Raw genomic sequence first — 17,701 nt, 5'->3', positions numbered from 1 at the left:
TGGTTTATCCCTTTAGTTATTTGATGGGATGTTGAAATATTTATTTGTATTATCGTTAAAAGAGATTCCTCCTAACGTTAGATTACATCAACTTACGCTCGTCTCTAAATACTACTTTAAAAAAATTGAATATTTTTTAATGGTTATTTGTTCTGCGACAAATAATTAAATGTCTCCTTTCACGTTAAACTGTCAGATTATTGGTTAACCAGCTATAAATCAACTTCCTTTTCTTAGCCTTTTTGTGTAAATTTACGACATAAGCCTGCAATACCTTGTTGTTATCCCTCAACTCTAATTAATATCAAGGCCTTTAAATTAATTAATCATGAAAAATTTTACCCTCTCCCTGTTTTTTTGTTTTGCCGTAAGCTTTTGCTTTGGGCAATTGCAACAGATTTATATTTTGGACTTTGAAACGCACCCTACTAGTGTTACTCCTAATACCTACACCACTTCGCCAGCTGAAGGTGATACAGATATTCAAGGAAAAGACAATGATTATTTCAAAAGAACAGACGAATATGGTATAGAAGAATCCAATATGACCTATGAATATAGTACCCTTCCTGCTGGGGATTACTTTTTTACTGCACAGGATATTGATAGTTATAACTCTAGCCATGGCCTACCCTTTACATTAACCATTTCAAACATCCCCATAGCCGGTTATAAAAACTTAGAATTTAGAGTTTATTTATCCGAGGATCATGACAACAACACATCATCTTGGGAAAATCAATCAGGAGACAATGATTACGTACATTTTGATTATAGCATTGATGGCCATTCAGTTTTTGAACCTCTATTATGGGTAGAAGGTAATTACCTTAGAGACGATGATACTTTAGCTTCAATCGACAACGATTTAGATGGTACTGGAGATGGAACGACTCTTAATGAAGATTTCGTACAATTCACAGAACAAATACCTCATCCTAATACACCTTCTGGCAGTACTATGCCTGCAACTGGTAACATTATGGATATTATAGTTGAATTCAGCTTGAATGCTGGCGAAGAAGACATCGCCATAGACAACATAGAAATTTGGGGAGAACCCGACATTTGTCCTGGTGGTGTTGCTACTTGGGATAGCTCAGGTTGGACTGGCACTCCAGCAATAGATACTGAAGTTATTATTTCAGACCACTACGACACTCATAATAATGGAAGTTTTCTCGCTTGTAATCTAACCGTTACTAGCGGAAATATGCTTACAATTAATAACAACGGCACCGTAGTGGTAGAAAATGATGTGATCGTAGAAAATAATGCTTCCCTTATCATAGAATCGGGCAGTGCCTTGGTACAACATAACGACCTCGGAAAAGTAGAAAATAATGGTGAAATGAAGATGTATCGAGAAACAGCCCCAATGGATGCTTGGTACGAATACACCTATTGGAGCTCTCCTGTTGCAGGTGCTATACTCTCTACCTCCATACCGTTTTACAACCCAAATCGGTTATTTAACTTTGATGCAGAAAATTTCAAAGACGCTTTAGAAGAGGATCAAAACGACAATAGCTTAGTTGCAGGACATGATGATGTAGATGACGACGGTAATGATTGGATTCTTGTAAGCAACCCTACCATACAGATGCAACCTGGCATAGGCTATGTCACCACAACGACCCCAGGTTATTTTAATACTCATGGAACTGGAAACGATACAACATTAGAAGCCACTTTCACGGGAACTTTCAATAATGGTATTATAGAAGTCGATATTTATAGAAATGATGACGAAAAAGGAGACAAAAACTGGAATTTAGTTGGAAACCCATACCCCTCAGCTCTAGATTCCGATCAATTTTTTAACGGAAACCCGTTATTGGAGCGTGCCATTTATTTTTGGTCACAAAACTCAGCACCACTATCCACATTAAATGGTAATGAGCAACAAAATTTCAACCAAGATGACTATGCTATAATAAACGACACAGGCAACACAGATACAGGAGGGGATAGCAATTCTGCGGTAAGACTAGACCCTACAGTAAATCGATTTGCCTTACCTTCTGGACAAAGCTTTTTTGTTATTATGAAAGACGGGGCATCTACAGGAATAAACTCAGCAAAGGTTCAATTTAACAACAGTATGCGAACAAGTTACGTTGCTGCTAATAGAGTATTTTTTAAACAAAACAACGATTCTAAAACAGAAGCTATCCAGCCCAATAAATTATGGCTTAATTTAACTTCAACGGACAACACATTTAAGCAATTGTTAGTAGGCTATGTTGATGGTGCCACCAATGCAGACGATGGCGTATCCTATGATGCGGACACAAGCCCTACAAACGGCGCATCACTATATTCTATAGTTCCTGGAGTTGATAAAAAATTCACCATACAAGGTAAAGCTCCTAGCAGCTTAACTGCAAATGAAGTCATTCCTTTAGGATTTAAAACTACTTTAACTTCAAACATTTTATACACCATTTCATTAAATCGTACCGAAGGTGATTTTTTTACTAATCACAAAGTCATTTTACTAGATAAAGAAAACACACCTGCAACGCGATGGGACATATTCAATACCGATTACAGCTTTACCTCTCCAATAGGTGAATTTAACGAACGTTTTGAAATTATTTTCGAAGACAGCACCCTTTCAACGGAAGACCTTGACACCATCTTAAAAATTCAAATGATTACCCATGATAAGAACCAAGTGCAATTTAAAACTAACGGCATTACTAACATCAAAAACATTAGTATTTTCAACCTACTGGGGCAAGAATTGTATCAATTAAAGGATGTTGGCACCGATAAAATCTATAGCCTTCCTAATTTAAGTCCGATTTTTATCGCAGAAATTGAATTTGATAATGGAACCGTGGTGGTTAAGAAGGGAATAAGTTAAAATGTGTTTATACCTGGGTTTGTTTAATTGAAAAATTTGACAGAAGACGGAAGACATTTGACTTTTGACCATTGACAGTTGACCATTGACCATTGACTGTTGACAGTTGATTCTTGAATCTTGAATCTTAAGAACATCGTAAAATTAAACTTTTCATTCTTCCTTTCCCACTTTTAACGATTCAGCTAAAAACTTGATTAAAAACCTGTAAAGATTTAGGAGGCTTAAAACGCCCTAAGTGTAATTCAAAATAAAGCAGTAACATACTTAAAAATGACTGCCTTTGTTTCGCGTTAATTTTAATACTTGGTAAGGCTTCAAAGGTTGTTTCTAATAGCTGTTTTAGCAGTATTAAGTTTCCTCCTGAAATGTTGTGCCTGTAAACTGGTTTTAATTCAAACTTCCCCTCACTCAAATTAAAATTAGGAAAATCGATATTCATTGTATCCGGATAAAACCCTAAATACTTTGTTAGCTTCAGAAGAAATAGCAAATGAAAATTTGCATATTCAGATTGATTATCTAACCATAACAAAGTGTTTTCTAAATAACTAAAAAGAATTTCATCTTGTTCTTCTTCATGCAATGTATTTGTTAATACTTCAGATAAAAACAAAACAATCGAGCTCTTTAAAACATGTGAATGTAAACTGGAATAGATTACACTTAACTTCGTTTCTTTGATGGTTTGCAAAGAGCGGTTTGGTTTATAATCTACAACAATTTGTATTTGAGATAACGGCTGAAAATAAGCAGCTTTATTTTGGGATTTTTTACTTTTTAAAACACCTCTTAACAAAAAACTAACCACACCTTTTTGCTGAGTAAAACACTTTACAATAAGGTCGTTGTCTTTATATTTTAATTTAGACAAGACAATGGCATTTGTTGTGATAAGCATTAGCGAACAACCATTAATTTAATCACTTTTGTTTCAAAAGTATCTAAATCTGATAACATGACTAAATACACCCCCGAAGCCACAGTGTTATTAGCCAAATTTTTTCCGTTCCAATAGGCGGTTCCACCATCAATTTCTAAATTATAACCACTGTAGCGTTGGTTAGTTTTAGACTGTGCTTCAGCCACTAAATTACCTTCAATATCAGTGATTTTAATATTTACATTTTCAGATATATCTTTAATTTTCACCTTTTTATCAAACATATCAAATCCTGGTCGAACTGGATTGGGGTAAACAAAAGCAGAGTCTAAACTTTCAATAGGACTTGAACCTCCAGAAAAGAAGGACACTAAACCTTTATCGGTAGCAATATGAACAATACCCCTATCTCCATCTATAGATAGATCTAAAACCGTATTAGATGGTAATGGAGAATTCGTTTTAGTAAAATGGAATATGGTATTTTGTCCGTCAGCCGAAAAATAAAACAAACCTGCATCAGTGGTTGATACCCATTTATTATTAGAACCATCAACCTCAATCGCCGTAATATGCTGCTGAAACAACAGTTCCTTAGCTATACCATCTTCTTCTATAATTATTTCATCAACCTGTATATTATCTGTAAAAAAATTAGATGTATTATATAAAACACGTAGCCCATTTGATGTCCCTATCCACAATTGATTTCTTTGATCTAATGCTAGTGATGTGACTGAATAAGAAGGCATATTTTGTTCTTCGGTATAAATACCTTTTAACAACTGACTATTTCCATTTTCCTGAAAACCAATTAACCCATATCTTGAACTCGCTATCCATTTTGTTCCATCTGAAGCAATAAGTAATTCGGGATACCCTGAATTACCACCTGCAGAGACACTTCCTATTACACTGGTAAAATCATAAGACTGCCATTGATTATTAGATTGATCAAAAGACTTAAGCGCTCTATCAACAAAACCTGTTGTAGTCCACAAAAGACCTTCGTCGTCAAATGCAGCACCTCCAACTCTTATATCTATAAGACTTGGATTGTTAGGTACAATAAGGGACTCTAAACCACTATTGGTTTCGTTATACAAGACTGTTGCTACCTCATCGTTGACTTCTAATAAACCACTAAAAAAAGAGCTCAGATAGACTTGGCCTGTATTAGATGGGTTAATGGCAATAACATTTAAACATACAGCGTCGAACACTTCGCTATCTGGGGTATTTATCCATTCATCATACTTTAGATGACTAAAACCACGTATATTTAACGGATAAGGATTGTAATATTCTGTGTACTCTCCAAATGTAACCCATAAACCATCTACACTTGCTTGAATTTTGAAAGGTTTATTCATTAAAGGTCCTTCTGGATGAACTTCTTCAAAAACCGTAGGACTAGATATTGGCGTTTTTAATATTCCATAATTTTCACTTCCAATATATATATAATTTTGATCAATTATCGCCGACGTATAGCGCGTACTAAACTCTGACACTAAACCAACTTGAGCGACACTGTTAAAACTTGAATCGTAAACAAAAACTTCAGTTTGTGTTGTTACAATTAAACGATCCTCCACAGATTGTAAATCTAGCGGTGTATTTGTATATGCAGCAACCTGAGATATTGATGCATGATTTACCACTTCATACATTTTTTTATTAGCATTTATGGCATATAATTTATCTACTTGGCTTTCTACACCTAGCCAACTACCCGTTGCAATAGTCGTCCAATTTTGATAATCAATTAAGTTAGGACTTGTAACGTCTCCTCTTTTAAGTCCATAATTATTGGAACATGAGGCATAAATATAATTATCGAATACCGTTGTTTGCGTTACTGGTATTTGCGCTCCATTTGCACCTATAAAATAGGTGTCTCCAAACTCCAAACGTTCTAAATCGAATACAGAAATACCATAATTAGTAGCGATATACAAATTATTATTATAACTACTGAAATGATTTATTCTTTTCTCGGTAGGTTGAATAGTTGTTTTTTCAAAAATATCTACAATGGTTAAGACTTCGGAATCATTATCAAAAACAACTTCAAGAAGACCGTTCTCATACCCTATAATTAACAGCTCATAAATAGGGCTGTAATAAATGGTTGAAATAGCTTCCCCCGAAAGACCATTTATGGTTGTTATTTCCTCCAATTCATTAGTCTGGTTGTTACTAAAAAAAACAGCATTTTCAGACGCAGCAAAAACCTTATTATTCCCTTGAGTAACAGCCTTTATATTGTGATATGAAAAATGCCCTTCCCAGGACTCTGAAAAATCTTGAGAAAACTGTAAAAGTGGTAGTAAACAAAAGATAAGAAGAATTACTTTTTTCAATTTGTTGTTTTTTTGAAGTTCAAATATATTTATATCTAACGAATTTAACTTCAAAATAATATGCTTAAATATAAAGAGGCAGTCTGAAAGGTAAAATTTTCGTCAACCTGAACTCGATTCAGATTCTCATAATGATTGATTATCAGCATGATGTGATTCTGAAATAAATTCAGAATGACGTACTTTAATACTTTTTGGACAGCCTCTTTTACTAATAATAAAACAGATTTCTATACTACACCTTGAGCTAACATAGCATCGGCCACTTTAACAAAACCTGCAATATTTGCGCCTCTAACATAATCAACATAACCATCATCATCCTTCCCATATTCAATACATGATTTATGGATATCTCCCATGATAGCTTTCAACTTGTTATCTACTTCGTCTCTTGTCCAGTTGAATCGAAGTGAATTCTGAGTCATCTCCAACCCTGATGTCGCCACACCTCCGGCATTAGACGCCTTTCCTGGAGAAAATAATATTTTAGCTTTATGAAACGCAGAAATAGCCTCTTTAGTTGAAGGCATATTAGCACCTTCGGCCACACAGATACATCCATTTTTTAGCAGCGCTTCTGCATCATTTTTGTGAAGTTCGTTTTGTGTAGCACATGGCATAGCGATATCACATGCTATTTCCCAAGGTGTTTTGTTTTTAACAAACTTAGCATCTGGATAAGCGTTTAAATACTCATGGATACGTGCTCTTTTTACATTTTTAAGTTCCATAACATATGCTAATTTCTCTGCATCGATACCGTCGGCATCGTAAATGTACCCAGAAGAATCAGATAATGTTAATACTTTACCTCCTAGTTGAATCATTTTTTCAGCAGCATATTGCGCAACATTTCCAGAACCAGAAATTACAACGGTTCTCCCTTCAATATCTAGACCTTTTGTTTCTAACATTTTTTGGGCAAAATACACAGCCCCGTACCCAGTTGCTTCTGGTCTAATTAACGAACCACCCCATGACATGCCTTTGCCTGTTAACACACCAGTAAAACCATTACTGATTTTTTTATACATACCGAAAAGGAAACCAATTTCTCTAGCCCCTACACCAATATCTCCCGCTGGAACATCTGTATTATGACCAATATGCCTAAACAACTCGCCCATGAAAGCATGGCAAAATCTCATGATTTCATTATCACTTTTGCCTTTAGGATCGAAATCACTTCCGCCTTTACCGCCACCCATTGGTAGGGTTGTTAAACTATTTTTAAACACTTGCTCGAAAGCTAAGAATTTTAAAATACTTAAGTTCACTGTAGGATGGAATCTCAACCCACCTTTATATGGACCGATGGCTGAATTCATTTGGATTCTAAATGCTCTATTTATCTGAATATTACCAGCATCATCCACCCAGCACACCCTAAACATGATAACGCGTTCTGGCTCTACCATTCTAAGCAAAACATTCTTTCCGTGATAAATGTCATTTTCAACAATATATGGAATTACAGTCTCAGCAACCTCCTCTACAGCTTGCAAAAATTCTGGTTCATGCCCGTTTCTTTCTTTTACTAAATCTAAAAAAGCTTTTATCTTATCTTTCATAGCACAATAAATATTTCAAATTATTAAATAATTAGTATTCTCAAACAAAGATACATTATCTTCAAAAAAATATCGATTTTATATTAGATTCTTCAATAACTTTATTTTATAAAATTATAGCTTTTTTATATTATTTGTTTTAAAAGGTGGTTTTTATATCTTTGCTCCAAATAACCAGATCAATCCAAGCCATTTATGCATAAACCAAAGAATATTGCTCTTGCTTTTTTTTTGTTTGCAATAATTCAAACTGCTAAAGCACAATTAGGTTTTTCTCATGAATTAGGCCTTGTTGCAGGATATATAGAAATGCGTTCTGATTTTGGAGTACGTGAAGATTTCTCAAATAACTTTAAGAATTCGGGTTTTGCTCTTGGTTTAGTTCATTACATGAATTTCTCCTATAAGGCAGATTGTAACTGTTATACATCCGATAATTATTTTAATGACCATTTTAAACTACGTAACGAAGTTTCTTGGAACAAAACAAATTTACGTCATCATGGCCAATGGGTTGACCCGTCAAGAACAACTCCAGATGCCGATAAACTTCGAGCACACACAGGAGTTGCTAGCAACTTTAATATTGGTACCCAACTTGAATATTTCCCCTTGAGTATTAGAGATTTTCAAGGTTATGGGTATAGATTCGCCCCTTTTGTAAGCCTAGGTGTTCAGTACACCTACCACATGCCTGAAGTTAAAACAACTTATAATAATCCAGACCCAAATGCTGTTGGCGATGTTACCGACCCTAGCAATTTTTATTCAGGATGGGAACCGGGTTCTGTAGATGCCTCACATGGAAGCAGTTGGTCTATGGTAAGTAACGTTGGGGTAAGATACAAACTTTCTCGCGTCTCAGATTTATTACTTGATTTTAGATGGCAATTTTACATGGACGATAAGGTTGACGGCTTAGACCATAACTTACCTTCTAATAAACATAACGATAGCTTAATTTGGCTAAGTTTGGGTTACATCTATTACTTAAACTAATTGGCTGTATTCGCTAAAAGTTAAATTTCTTTCTCTATACATACACCTTTCGTGTTTTTTTCTTAGAAAACGATAGAATAATGCGGTACAATCATTTTCTATATTTACATTTATGCTAAATCAAAAATGCCAAATATGCGCTATTTAAAGAACCTCCTTTTTTTGTTGTTACTACTAAGTATCTCTTGTGAGAAGGCTTTACAGATTTCTTTTTCTGAAATTCATATGTCATCAAAAAATAACGATATAGTAGAAATTAATATCCCTCAGGCTAAAGGCAAGGCTTCTATTATTAATTCTATTAACTCCAGTATTGAGAACAATGTGATTTCCGCTATGCAAACTGGAGACCCTAACGAAGTATCACCTCAAACCATTATTGAAAGTATCAATTCCTTTGTAAATGAATACGAAGCTTTTAAGCAAGATTTCCCCGATAGCGAACAAATCTGGGAAACCCAAATTGACGGAGAAGTATTATATCAATCTGAAGACATTATAAGTATTGCCCTAACTGCTTATACCAATACTGGTGGAGCCCATGGCAATTCAAAAATCACGTTTTTAAATTTTAATAGCAAAAACGGAAAACTAATAGCTAATACGGCGCTATTCAGTGATATTGCAGGTTTAAAATCAATTGCAAAACCTTACTATCAAAGTTCGATTGAAGATAAGAACATCCTTTTAAACCAAGATGAATTCAAGCTACCTTCTAATATTGCTTACACTGAAGAAGGTCTCGTTTTTCTATATAACACCTTCGAAATAGCAGCCTATTCCGAAGGCATCATAGAATTTAAAATTCCTTTTGAAGAAGCAAAACCCTACTTAATTTTTAATAACTTTTAACAACGCCAATACATATCCATAATGAATACTATCGTGGACAATCGAAAATTCTAGCGCATCATTAATATTGCGTAATGTGTTTCCTGTTGTAGAAACCGTATATTCATTAAAATTATTAAAAATATCCTGCCCATAATCTAATTTAGTTTTTTCTATAGTTGATAACAAAAGCGCTTGTATATCATCAACTTCTTCCTGACTCAAATTTCTTTCTGGTTTTGTATCTTTTCTGTAACTCTCTATCATTTCAGAAGCTAGAAACCCATCCAAACCAGAGAGTTTATAAGTTAATAAGTGTTGCGTAACCACGCAATGTGCAATATTCCAAATTACATTATTATTAAAACCAATTGGAATTTTATTCAAATCTTCCAAAGTGTTGTTTTTAATGATGTTATAAAAAATACTTCTTATATTTTTTTGTGCCTCAAATGTAAAATCCATTATAATTTAATTTTTCAATAAATATACTTTTAATTTGTTTTTCAAAACATATAGAATTATGAAAAAAGTATATTATCTTAAAACTTGCACGACCTGCACACGCATATTAAAAGATTTAAATCTATCTTCTGAATTTATTCTTCAAGACATTAAATCGGAACCCATAACCTCTGAGCAATTAGATCAAATGAAAGCCCTTTCAGGAAGTTATGAAGCCTTGTTTAGTAAACGCGCCAAACTTTATAAGGAAATGGATTTAAAAAATCAAAATTTAACTGAGCGTGATTTTAAGTATTACATTCTAGAACATTACACCTTTTTAAGCAGACCTGTAATTATTATAAACGATTCTATTTTTATTGGCAACTCTAAAAAAAACATAGAAACCGCAAAATTAGCCCTTCAATAAACAGCTTATTTAGCAGTTTGTCTATTTAATTAAAAACAAAGACTAAAAAGCACATAAAAGCCTGTTTATAAGATAGTTCCGTTCATCGATGTTTTTTGCTATTTATTGCGTTTTAAAGGATAAAAATCATGATTCATCGAAAATATTGCAAAAACAACAAATTGATTCAAATTACTGATTACTTTTAATAACGCTATTATTAATCAATTAAACATTTACAAAATGAAAATCAAAACAAAAACAGTTTTCGGCTTTTTAAGGGTGTTTGCAATTATGCTTGTATTTACAATATCAACTAATTTGAACGCAACAACTCACAAAGTAAACTCAGCGCTTTCATCAGAGCTTCAGTTCACTTCGTTAAACCTTGTTTTTTCCCCCTTAACCCTGGCAGTGGCAACCGTTGGTGACAATGATCGTTGGAAGCGTGGATTCCCGAACAAAATTAAAGACAACACTGGCTACAAAAAACCTAGACAAAACAAACCTAAACAAAAAAAGGGTTGTTGTAACGGTCCATGTAATCACACACCTCCTGATGAAACACCTACTCCTGGTGACGACATTCCTTTAGATGGCGGTTTAAGCTTTTTAGTTTTAGGGGCGGCTGCATTTGGAATTAGAAAATTACGTAAAGAGAAGAATGACAAAATTTAGTGCTTTTAAGAGCAAAATTCCATTACCAATAAGGCTTTTCTTAGGAAAAGCCTTATTATTTTATATAATTTGGGAAGTTCTTTATGGACTTTTTATTTATGATTCTGTTTTCCCGCAACAATTTTTAACCACCCATGTTGGCGACTTTTCTGTTTTAGTTTTAAATCATTTGGGAGATATGACAGGGTTCTCTAGCAAGAACACTATTCTTACATCTAGTTATTCAGGAGAAATTATAAATGAATTTTATTCTGAAATTTATCATCACGACAAAAAAATATTAAATATTGCTAATGCATGCAACGGATTAGCATTAATGGTTTTATATATTGGTTTCATTGTCTGTATGCCTTCTAAATTTTGGCGTAAAGTAAAGTACATCTTATTAGGTCTTATAATAATAGATGCCATTAATATCATAAGGTGTATCGGATTAATCTATCTACGCGAATACTACCATGCTTACTTCGATCTCGCGCATCATTATATATTCAAAGCCGTTATTTACGCTACAACGTTTTTATTATGGTACATTTTTGCACGGAAAATCACCCTAAATCATGAAACTCTACAAGACAGATAACATCAGGTTCGTCTCAGGACTTTTAATGATTATCACACTCTATTCATTATACTATATTTATTTTGCAGATAATGCAAACGCTAATACTATCCCTCGAAAATTAAGGCACGCTATTAGCTTAGCTACTACTGTAGCGATCTATTTTATTGGCACGTTTCATTTAGGTAAACTAAAAGACTCCTGGATGTCTTCAATTTGGCATCTTGTGCATATCTCAGGCTTATGTATTTTAACCTCTTTAGGGTTATTCGATTGGTTAATCAGTAGCATTAGCATTAAACTAAAACTATTCTGTCTTACTATTCAAGAAATCCTAATATCTCCAGTATTATATGTAGCTATGGGTTTGCTAAACAAAAGTTTAAATAAAAAACTTGCATAACTACCAATGATCCCAAACATCACGTGAATAAAGACCTGAGTTAAGCCCATAAAAAAAGCCTCTACATTTCTGTAAAGGCTTTCTAATACTAAGCTCCTTCTCTTGGGCTCGAACCAAGGACCCTCTGATTAACAGTCAGATGCTCTAACCAACTGAGCTAAGAAGGAGTGTTGCTGTTTTGCTTAGCGAGTGCAAATATAAAAGCTTTTTTAGTTTCTGCAAACTTTTTTAAAAAAAATTATTGAAAAATTGCTTTATAGATATCATTACCGTTTGCAAAGAGCACTAATGCTATTAAAAGGAAGAATCCAACCATTTGAGCATACTCCATAAATTTATCTCCAGGTTTTCTTCCAGATATCATTTCATATAATAAAAACATCACATGTCCACCATCTAGCGCAGGAATAGGCAATAGGTTTAAAACCCCCAACATAATCGATAGAAAGGCTGTAATGCTCCAAAATACTTGCCAGCTCCAAGAACTTGGAAAGATATCATAAATTGCTTTAAAGCCACCTACACCTTTATAGGCACCAGTACTTGGTGAAAATATAGCGCCTAATTGATCCCAATATGAAACAAGTTTATCTTTAGCCTTATTTAAACCAACAGGAAAAGAATCCAAGAATCCATACTCCTTAACATCAAATTTATAATAACCTAAAGCTTCTAATGTTTTTGAAGTAGCTCCTGCTAATTCAACCCCTATTTTGCCGTTTTCATTAACTAAAAGCGGTAACTCAATTTCATTATCATCACGTTTTACGGTTGCTGTAACTTGTTGTCCTTTGGACTCCTCTAAAGCCGTTATTACTTGGTCTAGATATTTAGTAGGACGGTTATTCATACCAACTATAATATCTCCATTTTTTAAACCACTTCCTACATTGTAGGACGTATCAGGAACTTTCGATACTATAAATGGCTGACGTAAACTAATGAATCCTTTTTCTTTAGCATCCATTAATTGCGACAAGAAATCTTGTGGCATATGTACAGTAGAACGCGTGCCATCTCTTTCTATTTCAATTTCTTTTCCAAATAGTACTTTTTCAGGAATGTCTGAGAATTTTTCAATCTTATCGCCATCAACAGCAATAATTTTATCACCAGTATGCAATCCAACTTTGTTTGCAACGGTACTTTCAACTAAAAGGCCATCATTAATATTATCATTAGGCAAAAAAGTATCGCCATAAAAATAGCTCATCCCAATGTAAATGAAAATTGCTAATAGGAAATTCACCGTCACACCACCAAGCATAATAATTAAACGCTGCCAAGCCGGTTTAGAACGAAATTCCCAAGGCTCAGGATCTTTAGCCATTTGCTCGGTATCCATACTTTCATCGATCATCCCCGATATTTTCACATAACCACCCAGAGGTAACCATCCAATACCATAAACGGTTTCTCCAATTTTCTTTTTGAATAGTGAAAACTTCACATCAAAAAACAAATAGAATTTTTCAACACGTGTTTTAAACAATTTTGCTGGGATAAAATGCCCCATTTCATGCAAAACAATTAGTAACGAAAGGCTTAGTAAAAACTGAGATATCTTTATAACAAACTCCATATATTAGTCTAACATTTTTTATAATCGTGCAAAAGTAAGGTTTTAAACCAACTTTGGGAAAACAATTAAATAAAGCCCATGGATTTAACAGTAATTTAAGCTTGAACTTCAATATACTAAGGCATTTCTTTAGTCTTAAAATTTTATAACACAACAGATTCATCGTATTTTTGCCACCATTTAAATTCACAAACTTCCATATGTCATCGTTTTTTAAGGATTATAAAATTTTCGCTATTGTTTTCGGTATTATTTCAATAATAATCGTGACAATTATATACAACACACTTAATGTTTATCAGCCCTTACCTATTTATCAACCTAGTATGGTAAGCACCGAACTTGTAGACAGCACGCTTCAATACAAAAAGAAATACCATAAGATTGCCGATTTCAGTTTAACAAATCAAAACGGAAAAACAATTACGCAAAACGATTATAAAGATAAAATTTATGTTGCCGATTTCTTTTTTACAACCTGCCCTACTATTTGTCCGATTATGACCAAAAACATGGCTGAAATCCAAAAGGAAATTTTAAACGATGATGAAGTCATGTTACTATCACATTCTGTAACACCAAAAATTGACACCGTAGCACAACTGAAACGCTATGCTATAAAAAAAGGGGTTAACGATAAAAAGTGGAATTTAGTCACGGGAGACAAAAAACAGATATACGCCCTGGCTAGAAAAAGTTATTTAGCCGTTAAAGATGACGGTGACGGCGGGCCATTCGATATGGTGCACACCGAAAACTTTATGCTTATAGATAAAAAACGTCAAATTAGAGGATTTTACGATGGTACCAATCCAGAGGAAATCGAAAAACTTCTTAACGATATCGCCATACTAAAGGAAGAATACTTACAATAGTTTTTAGGCACAATTTTTTTAGCCTATTTATTTATCCTATTTTTGCTTCTTTAAAATCAATCTAAATAATCTTGCAAGATACTTTAGCACAATTAGAACGTGGGGAAAGCGCCATTATTACCGATGTTTCCTCGATACATATTCCTCTAAAACTCTTAGAAATGGGATGCCTGCCTGGCAATAGCGTAAAACTAGTTCAGTTAGCACCATTTCATGATCCGATGTACTTAAATATAAACGGATCGCATCTTGCTATTAGAAAAGAAACTGCTGCACATATATTAATTGAAAAAGTAACGCATGAGTAAACAAATTAATGTTGCTTTAATTGGTAATCCGAATACAGGAAAAACCTCTGTTTTTAATGCTTTAACAGGCTTAAACCAAAAAGTTGGAAACTACCCAGGTATTACTGTCGAAAAAAAAGAAGGTGTTTGCAAGTTACCGCGTGGTGTTAAAGCGCATATTATTGATTTACCAGGAACGTACAGTTTAAACGCATCATCGCTTGATGAAAGTGTGGTTATTGAATTGCTTTTAAACCAGAACGACAAGGATTTTCCAGACATTGCCGTAGTGGTGACCGATGTTGAAAATTTGAAACGTAATTTACTGATATTTACACAAATTAAAGACTTAAAAATCCCAACACTATTAGTCATTAACATGGCAGATAGAATGACTTACAAAGGGATTTCTTTAGATATTGAATATTTAGAAGAACAGCTTCAAACAAAAATCGCTTTAACCAGCACAAGGAAAAAAATTGGAATTGACAAGCTGAAAGAACTTATTGCTAACTACAAAGATGTTTCTTCTCAACCTTGCATCGATATTTCTAAAATTGATGATGCTTATTTTGGAAATTTACGTAAAGCCTTTCCTAATCAGCTTCTATACAAGCTTTGGTTAGTAATTACTCAAGATGTTAACTTCGGAAAAACCGACCGAAAAGATTTCGATGCGGTTGAAGATTTTAAAACAAAAAGTGAAGCGGATTTAAAACGACTTCAGCAAAAAGAAACCATAAAACGTTACCAATTCATCAATAATGTGCTTAAAAAAGGACAAACTATTGATGCCACCCAGGCTAAAGATTTACGTTCTAAATTAGATCGTGTTTTAACACATAAAGTTTGGGGTTATGTTATTTTCTTTTTCATATTAATTGCATTATTTCAAGCCATTTACGACTGGGCAACCGTCCCAATGGACATGATTGACAGTGCATTCGCATTTTTAAGTGAGTGGACCAAAGACAATCTGCCATCTGGTGCTTTTACAGATTTACTTTCTGAAGGGATTATTCCTGGACTTGGCGGCATCGTTATTTTTATTCCGCAAATTGCTTTTCTATTTCTATTTATCGCCATTTTAGAAGAAAGTGGGTACATGAGTCGTGTGGTCTTTTTAATGGATCGTGTGATGCGTCGTTTTGGTTTAAGCGGAAAAAGTGTTGTGCCCCTAATCTCAGGAACTGCCTGTGCCATTCCAGCCATTATGGCCACTAGAAATATTGAAAGTTGGAAAGAACGCTTAATTACCATTTTGGTCACACCTTTTACAACCTGTTCAGCAAGGCTTCCAGTATATTTAATAATTATAGCTTTAGTGATACCTGAAGGACGCTTTCTAGGATTAAGTTACCAAGCATTAACCTTAATGCTATTGTATTTACTCGGTTTTGGAACCGCCGTACTTTCAGCTTATATTCTGAATAGAATTCTAAAAATAAGAAGTAAATCGTTTTTTGTGGTTGAAATGCCAAACTATAAACTGCCCTTATTTAAAAACGTATTTTATACGGTTGTTGAAAAAACGAAAGCCTTCATTTTTGGTGCTGGTAAAATTATTTTAGCCATCTCTATTGTACTTTGGTTTTTAGCATCTTATGGGCCTGGAGAAAATTTTAATAGCGCTGAGGAAATTATTACTAAAGAATATGCTTCAGAAAACCTTGAAGTAGACGATTTAGATCAAAAAATAGCACAATACAAACTTGAACATTCATATATAGGTATCGCAGGTCGCGCCATAGAGCCCGCCATAAGACCTTTAGGTTACGATTGGAAAATAGGGATTGCCATTTTAAGTTCTTTTGCAGCTCGTGAAGTTTTTGTTGGCACTTTAGCAACCATCTACAGTGTAGGTAACGACGATGAAGAAACCATTAAAAATAGAATGGCTGGCGAAGTGAACCCCATTCTTGGCGGACCCTTATTCACCTTTGCATCAGGAATTTCATTGTTATTATTTTATGCATTTGCCATGCAATGTATGAGTACCTTAGCCATTGTTAAACGTGAAACAAACAGCTGGAAATGGCCTCTTTTACAATTGGTTATCATGTCTGTTTTTGCTTATATTGTTGCTCTGCTGGCATTTCAATTTTTGAAATAAAAAGATAGAACTCAAAAGGAAACACTTATAATCCAGCCTCATTATTAACATAAAAATGAGTATATTAATGTAGTACGATTGTCAGTTCGAGCGCAGTCGAGAACGTATCAAAAACTCGGTTTCGACTACGCTCAACCTGACTTACCGATTTAAATTAATTAACTAAAAAAAATGAATACCATCATTCAAAACATACTCGTTTTTACTGCGGTTGTATTAGCTATTGCTTTTTTAGCTAGAAAATTCATCTGGAAAAAAAAGAAATCTAAAAAATCATGTGGTGGCGATGATGGCTGTGGCTGTCATTAGTTAAAAAACCTCATTTTCCGAAATCAAAAACACCTTACGACATGGCATGTCGCCATAAAACCTCTAAACCCGACGTAAATTTGTAGTGTAATTATAACAGATTACATTTTTTCATAAAGTTAGTTTAGTTTGGTTTTTAAAGATTAATAAAGCTGCTGTAGGTGTGGTTACCTACAGCGGTTAATCTTTTACTCAAACATCTTGTGAAAACTTAAACATGCCCAAGTAGATCATTATATATAGTAAAACCCTGTGAATATTTATTTTTCACAGGGTTTTCGGTTTTTACACGAGAACGATTCCATGTGCCGTCTGAAAAAGTGAAGCTTGCAGCGTCTTGATACCGACGCTCATAATGATTGACTATACATACGTATGTAGTAATTTAATATCTTTTGGACAATCTCGCCATTATTTAATGTGGTTCACTAAGTTGTATTGATAACTAAGACACCACGTTTCGATTTTTCCCAGATAGAAATATTTTATAAACGCTTCAGATTTTTTAAAACCT

General features: G+C 34.0%; 16 protein-coding genes and 1 tRNA gene. 11 read left to right on the top strand and 6 right to left on the bottom strand.

The features are described 5' to 3' along the window. Positions 1-328 precede the first annotated feature (328 nt). On the top strand, positions 329-2,872 hold the full coding sequence (locus Q4566_RS06655) for a hypothetical protein (protein ID WP_303419856.1): 2,544 nt from the start codon (positions 329-331) through the stop codon (positions 2,870-2,872). 181 nt (positions 2,873-3,053) lie between these two features. On the opposite strand, the gene recO is transcribed toward Q4566_RS06655, so the two are convergent. The 3 genes from recO to gdhA all read right to left on the bottom strand — a co-directional run bounded on the left by recO (position 3,054) and on the right by gdhA (position 7,695). Further along, on the bottom strand, positions 3,054-3,773 hold the full coding sequence (gene recO / locus Q4566_RS06650; RefSeq protein WP_303419854.1) for a DNA repair protein RecO: 720 nt from the start codon (positions 3,771-3,773) through the stop codon (positions 3,054-3,056). Continuing rightward, positions 3,773-6,121: a two-component regulator propeller domain-containing protein gene (locus tag Q4566_RS06645; protein WP_303419852.1), complete on the bottom strand. Its 2,349-nt coding sequence runs from the start codon at positions 6,119-6,121 to the stop codon at positions 3,773-3,775. Before Q4566_RS06645 ends, recO begins: the two co-directional genes overlap by 1 nt. Before the next feature lie 230 nt (positions 6,122-6,351). Further along, positions 6,352-7,695: an NADP-specific glutamate dehydrogenase gene (gene gdhA / locus Q4566_RS06640; RefSeq protein ID WP_303419850.1), complete on the bottom strand. Its 1,344-nt coding sequence runs from the start codon at positions 7,693-7,695 to the stop codon at positions 6,352-6,354. Between the two features lie 195 nt (positions 7,696-7,890). Here gdhA and Q4566_RS06635 point away from each other — a divergent pair, with 195 nt between their 5' ends. Continuing rightward, complete coding sequence (locus Q4566_RS06635) at positions 7,891-8,694, top strand: THC0290_0291 family protein (protein WP_303419848.1); 804 nt, start codon at positions 7,891-7,893, stop codon at positions 8,692-8,694. Positions 8,695-8,829: 135 nt separating this feature from the next. Continuing rightward, positions 8,830-9,546 (top strand): DUF3298 and DUF4163 domain-containing protein, encoded by a 717-nt coding sequence (locus tag Q4566_RS06630; protein ID WP_303419846.1) that lies wholly within the window; start codon positions 8,830-8,832, stop codon positions 9,544-9,546. On the opposite strand, the gene Q4566_RS06625 is transcribed toward Q4566_RS06630, so the two are convergent. Beyond that, positions 9,526-9,990 (bottom strand): DinB family protein, encoded by a 465-nt coding sequence (locus tag Q4566_RS06625; RefSeq protein WP_303419844.1) that lies wholly within the window; start codon positions 9,988-9,990, stop codon positions 9,526-9,528. The genes Q4566_RS06630 and Q4566_RS06625 overlap by 21 nt on opposite strands. A 58-nt stretch (positions 9,991-10,048) precedes the next feature. Between Q4566_RS06625 and Q4566_RS06620 the strand changes: the two genes are divergently transcribed. From Q4566_RS06620 to Q4566_RS06605, 4 genes are all read left to right on the top strand, one after another. Continuing rightward, positions 10,049-10,399 carry an arsenate reductase family protein gene (locus tag Q4566_RS06620; protein WP_303419842.1) on the top strand — a complete coding sequence of 117 codons (351 nt, stop codon included), beginning with the start codon at positions 10,049-10,051 and terminating at the stop codon, positions 10,397-10,399. A 222-nt stretch (positions 10,400-10,621) separates the two neighbouring features. Beyond that, positions 10,622-11,056, top strand: coding sequence for a PID-CTERM protein-sorting domain-containing protein (locus tag Q4566_RS06615; RefSeq protein ID WP_303419839.1), 435 nt, complete (start codon positions 10,622-10,624; stop codon positions 11,054-11,056). Next, on the top strand, positions 11,043-11,639 hold the full coding sequence (locus tag Q4566_RS06610; protein WP_303419837.1) for an archaeosortase/exosortase family protein: 597 nt from the start codon (positions 11,043-11,045) through the stop codon (positions 11,637-11,639). Before Q4566_RS06615 ends, Q4566_RS06610 begins: the two co-directional genes overlap by 14 nt. After that, a complete protein-coding gene (locus Q4566_RS06605) occupies positions 11,617-12,021 on the top strand; it encodes a hypothetical protein (protein WP_303419835.1) in 405 nt (134 codons plus the stop codon). The genes Q4566_RS06610 and Q4566_RS06605 overlap by 23 nt, the downstream gene beginning before the upstream one ends. A 93-nt stretch (positions 12,022-12,114) precedes the next feature. On the opposite strand, the gene Q4566_RS06600 is transcribed toward Q4566_RS06605, so the two are convergent. Both Q4566_RS06600 and rseP read right to left on the bottom strand, forming a co-directional pair. Beyond that, a tRNA-Asn gene (locus Q4566_RS06600) sits at positions 12,115-12,188 on the bottom strand. 71 nt (positions 12,189-12,259) lie between these two features. Then, positions 12,260-13,603: an RIP metalloprotease RseP gene (rseP, locus tag Q4566_RS06595; RefSeq protein ID WP_303419833.1), complete on the bottom strand. Its 1,344-nt coding sequence runs from the start codon at positions 13,601-13,603 to the stop codon at positions 12,260-12,262. A gap of 200 nt (positions 13,604-13,803) precedes the next feature. On the opposite strand from rseP, the gene Q4566_RS06590 reads away from it, so the two are divergent. From Q4566_RS06590 to Q4566_RS06575, 4 genes are all read left to right on the top strand, one after another. Further along, the gene (locus Q4566_RS06590) at positions 13,804-14,478 is read left to right on the top strand and encodes an SCO family protein (protein ID WP_303419831.1); all 675 of its coding nucleotides are present in this window, start codon (positions 13,804-13,806) and stop codon (positions 14,476-14,478) included. Positions 14,479-14,549: 71 nt separating this feature from the next. Beyond that, positions 14,550-14,786, top strand: coding sequence for a FeoA family protein (locus Q4566_RS06585; protein ID WP_150940797.1), 237 nt, complete (start codon positions 14,550-14,552; stop codon positions 14,784-14,786). Continuing rightward, positions 14,779-16,878 carry a ferrous iron transport protein B gene (feoB, locus tag Q4566_RS06580; protein WP_303419827.1) on the top strand — a complete coding sequence of 700 codons (2,100 nt, stop codon included), beginning with the start codon at positions 14,779-14,781 and terminating at the stop codon, positions 16,876-16,878. Before Q4566_RS06585 ends, feoB begins: the two co-directional genes overlap by 8 nt. A gap of 171 nt (positions 16,879-17,049) precedes the next feature. Beyond that, positions 17,050-17,187, top strand: a complete 138-nt coding sequence (locus tag Q4566_RS06575; protein ID WP_303419825.1) for a FeoB-associated Cys-rich membrane protein — start codon at positions 17,050-17,052, stop codon at positions 17,185-17,187. Positions 17,188-17,701 lie beyond the last annotated feature (514 nt).

It is taken from the genome of Tamlana sp. 2_MG-2023 (assembly GCF_030548465.1).
Lineage (GTDB): Bacteria > Bacteroidota > Bacteroidia > Flavobacteriales > Flavobacteriaceae > Pseudotamlana.
The sequence above is the reverse complement of the archived record's forward strand: the minus strand, read 5'-3'. Positions and strand labels throughout refer to the sequence as shown.

What these genes read in the sequence shown, in the direction of transcription:
- Q4566_RS06655 (WP_303419856.1), top strand. Translation starts at nt 329, where the DNA reads ATGAAAAATTTTACCCTCTCCCTGTTTTTTTGTTTTGCCGTAAGCTTT.
- recO (WP_303419854.1), bottom strand. Translation starts at nt 3,773, where the DNA reads ATGCTTATCACAACAAATGCCATTGTCTTGTCTAAATTAAAATATAAA.
- gdhA (WP_303419850.1), bottom strand. Translation starts at nt 7,695, where the DNA reads ATGAAAGATAAGATAAAAGCTTTTTTAGATTTAGTAAAAGAAAGAAAC.
- Q4566_RS06635 (WP_303419848.1), top strand. Translation starts at nt 7,891, where the DNA reads ATGCATAAACCAAAGAATATTGCTCTTGCTTTTTTTTTGTTTGCAATA.
- Q4566_RS06630 (WP_303419846.1), top strand. Translation starts at nt 8,830, where the DNA reads ATGCGCTATTTAAAGAACCTCCTTTTTTTGTTGTTACTACTAAGTATC.
- Q4566_RS06625 (WP_303419844.1), bottom strand. Translation starts at nt 9,990, where the DNA reads ATGGATTTTACATTTGAGGCACAAAAAAATATAAGAAGTATTTTTTAT.
- Q4566_RS06620 (WP_303419842.1), top strand. Translation starts at nt 10,049, where the DNA reads ATGAAAAAAGTATATTATCTTAAAACTTGCACGACCTGCACACGCATA.
- Q4566_RS06615 (WP_303419839.1), top strand. Translation starts at nt 10,622, where the DNA reads ATGAAAATCAAAACAAAAACAGTTTTCGGCTTTTTAAGGGTGTTTGCA.
- Q4566_RS06610 (WP_303419837.1), top strand. Translation starts at nt 11,043, where the DNA reads ATGACAAAATTTAGTGCTTTTAAGAGCAAAATTCCATTACCAATAAGG.
- Q4566_RS06605 (WP_303419835.1), top strand. Translation starts at nt 11,617, where the DNA reads ATGAAACTCTACAAGACAGATAACATCAGGTTCGTCTCAGGACTTTTA.
- rseP (WP_303419833.1), bottom strand. Translation starts at nt 13,603, where the DNA reads ATGGAGTTTGTTATAAAGATATCTCAGTTTTTACTAAGCCTTTCGTTA.
- Q4566_RS06590 (WP_303419831.1), top strand. Translation starts at nt 13,804, where the DNA reads ATGTCATCGTTTTTTAAGGATTATAAAATTTTCGCTATTGTTTTCGGT.
- feoB (WP_303419827.1), top strand. Translation starts at nt 14,779, where the DNA reads ATGAGTAAACAAATTAATGTTGCTTTAATTGGTAATCCGAATACAGGA.
- Q4566_RS06575 (WP_303419825.1), top strand. Translation starts at nt 17,050, where the DNA reads ATGAATACCATCATTCAAAACATACTCGTTTTTACTGCGGTTGTATTA.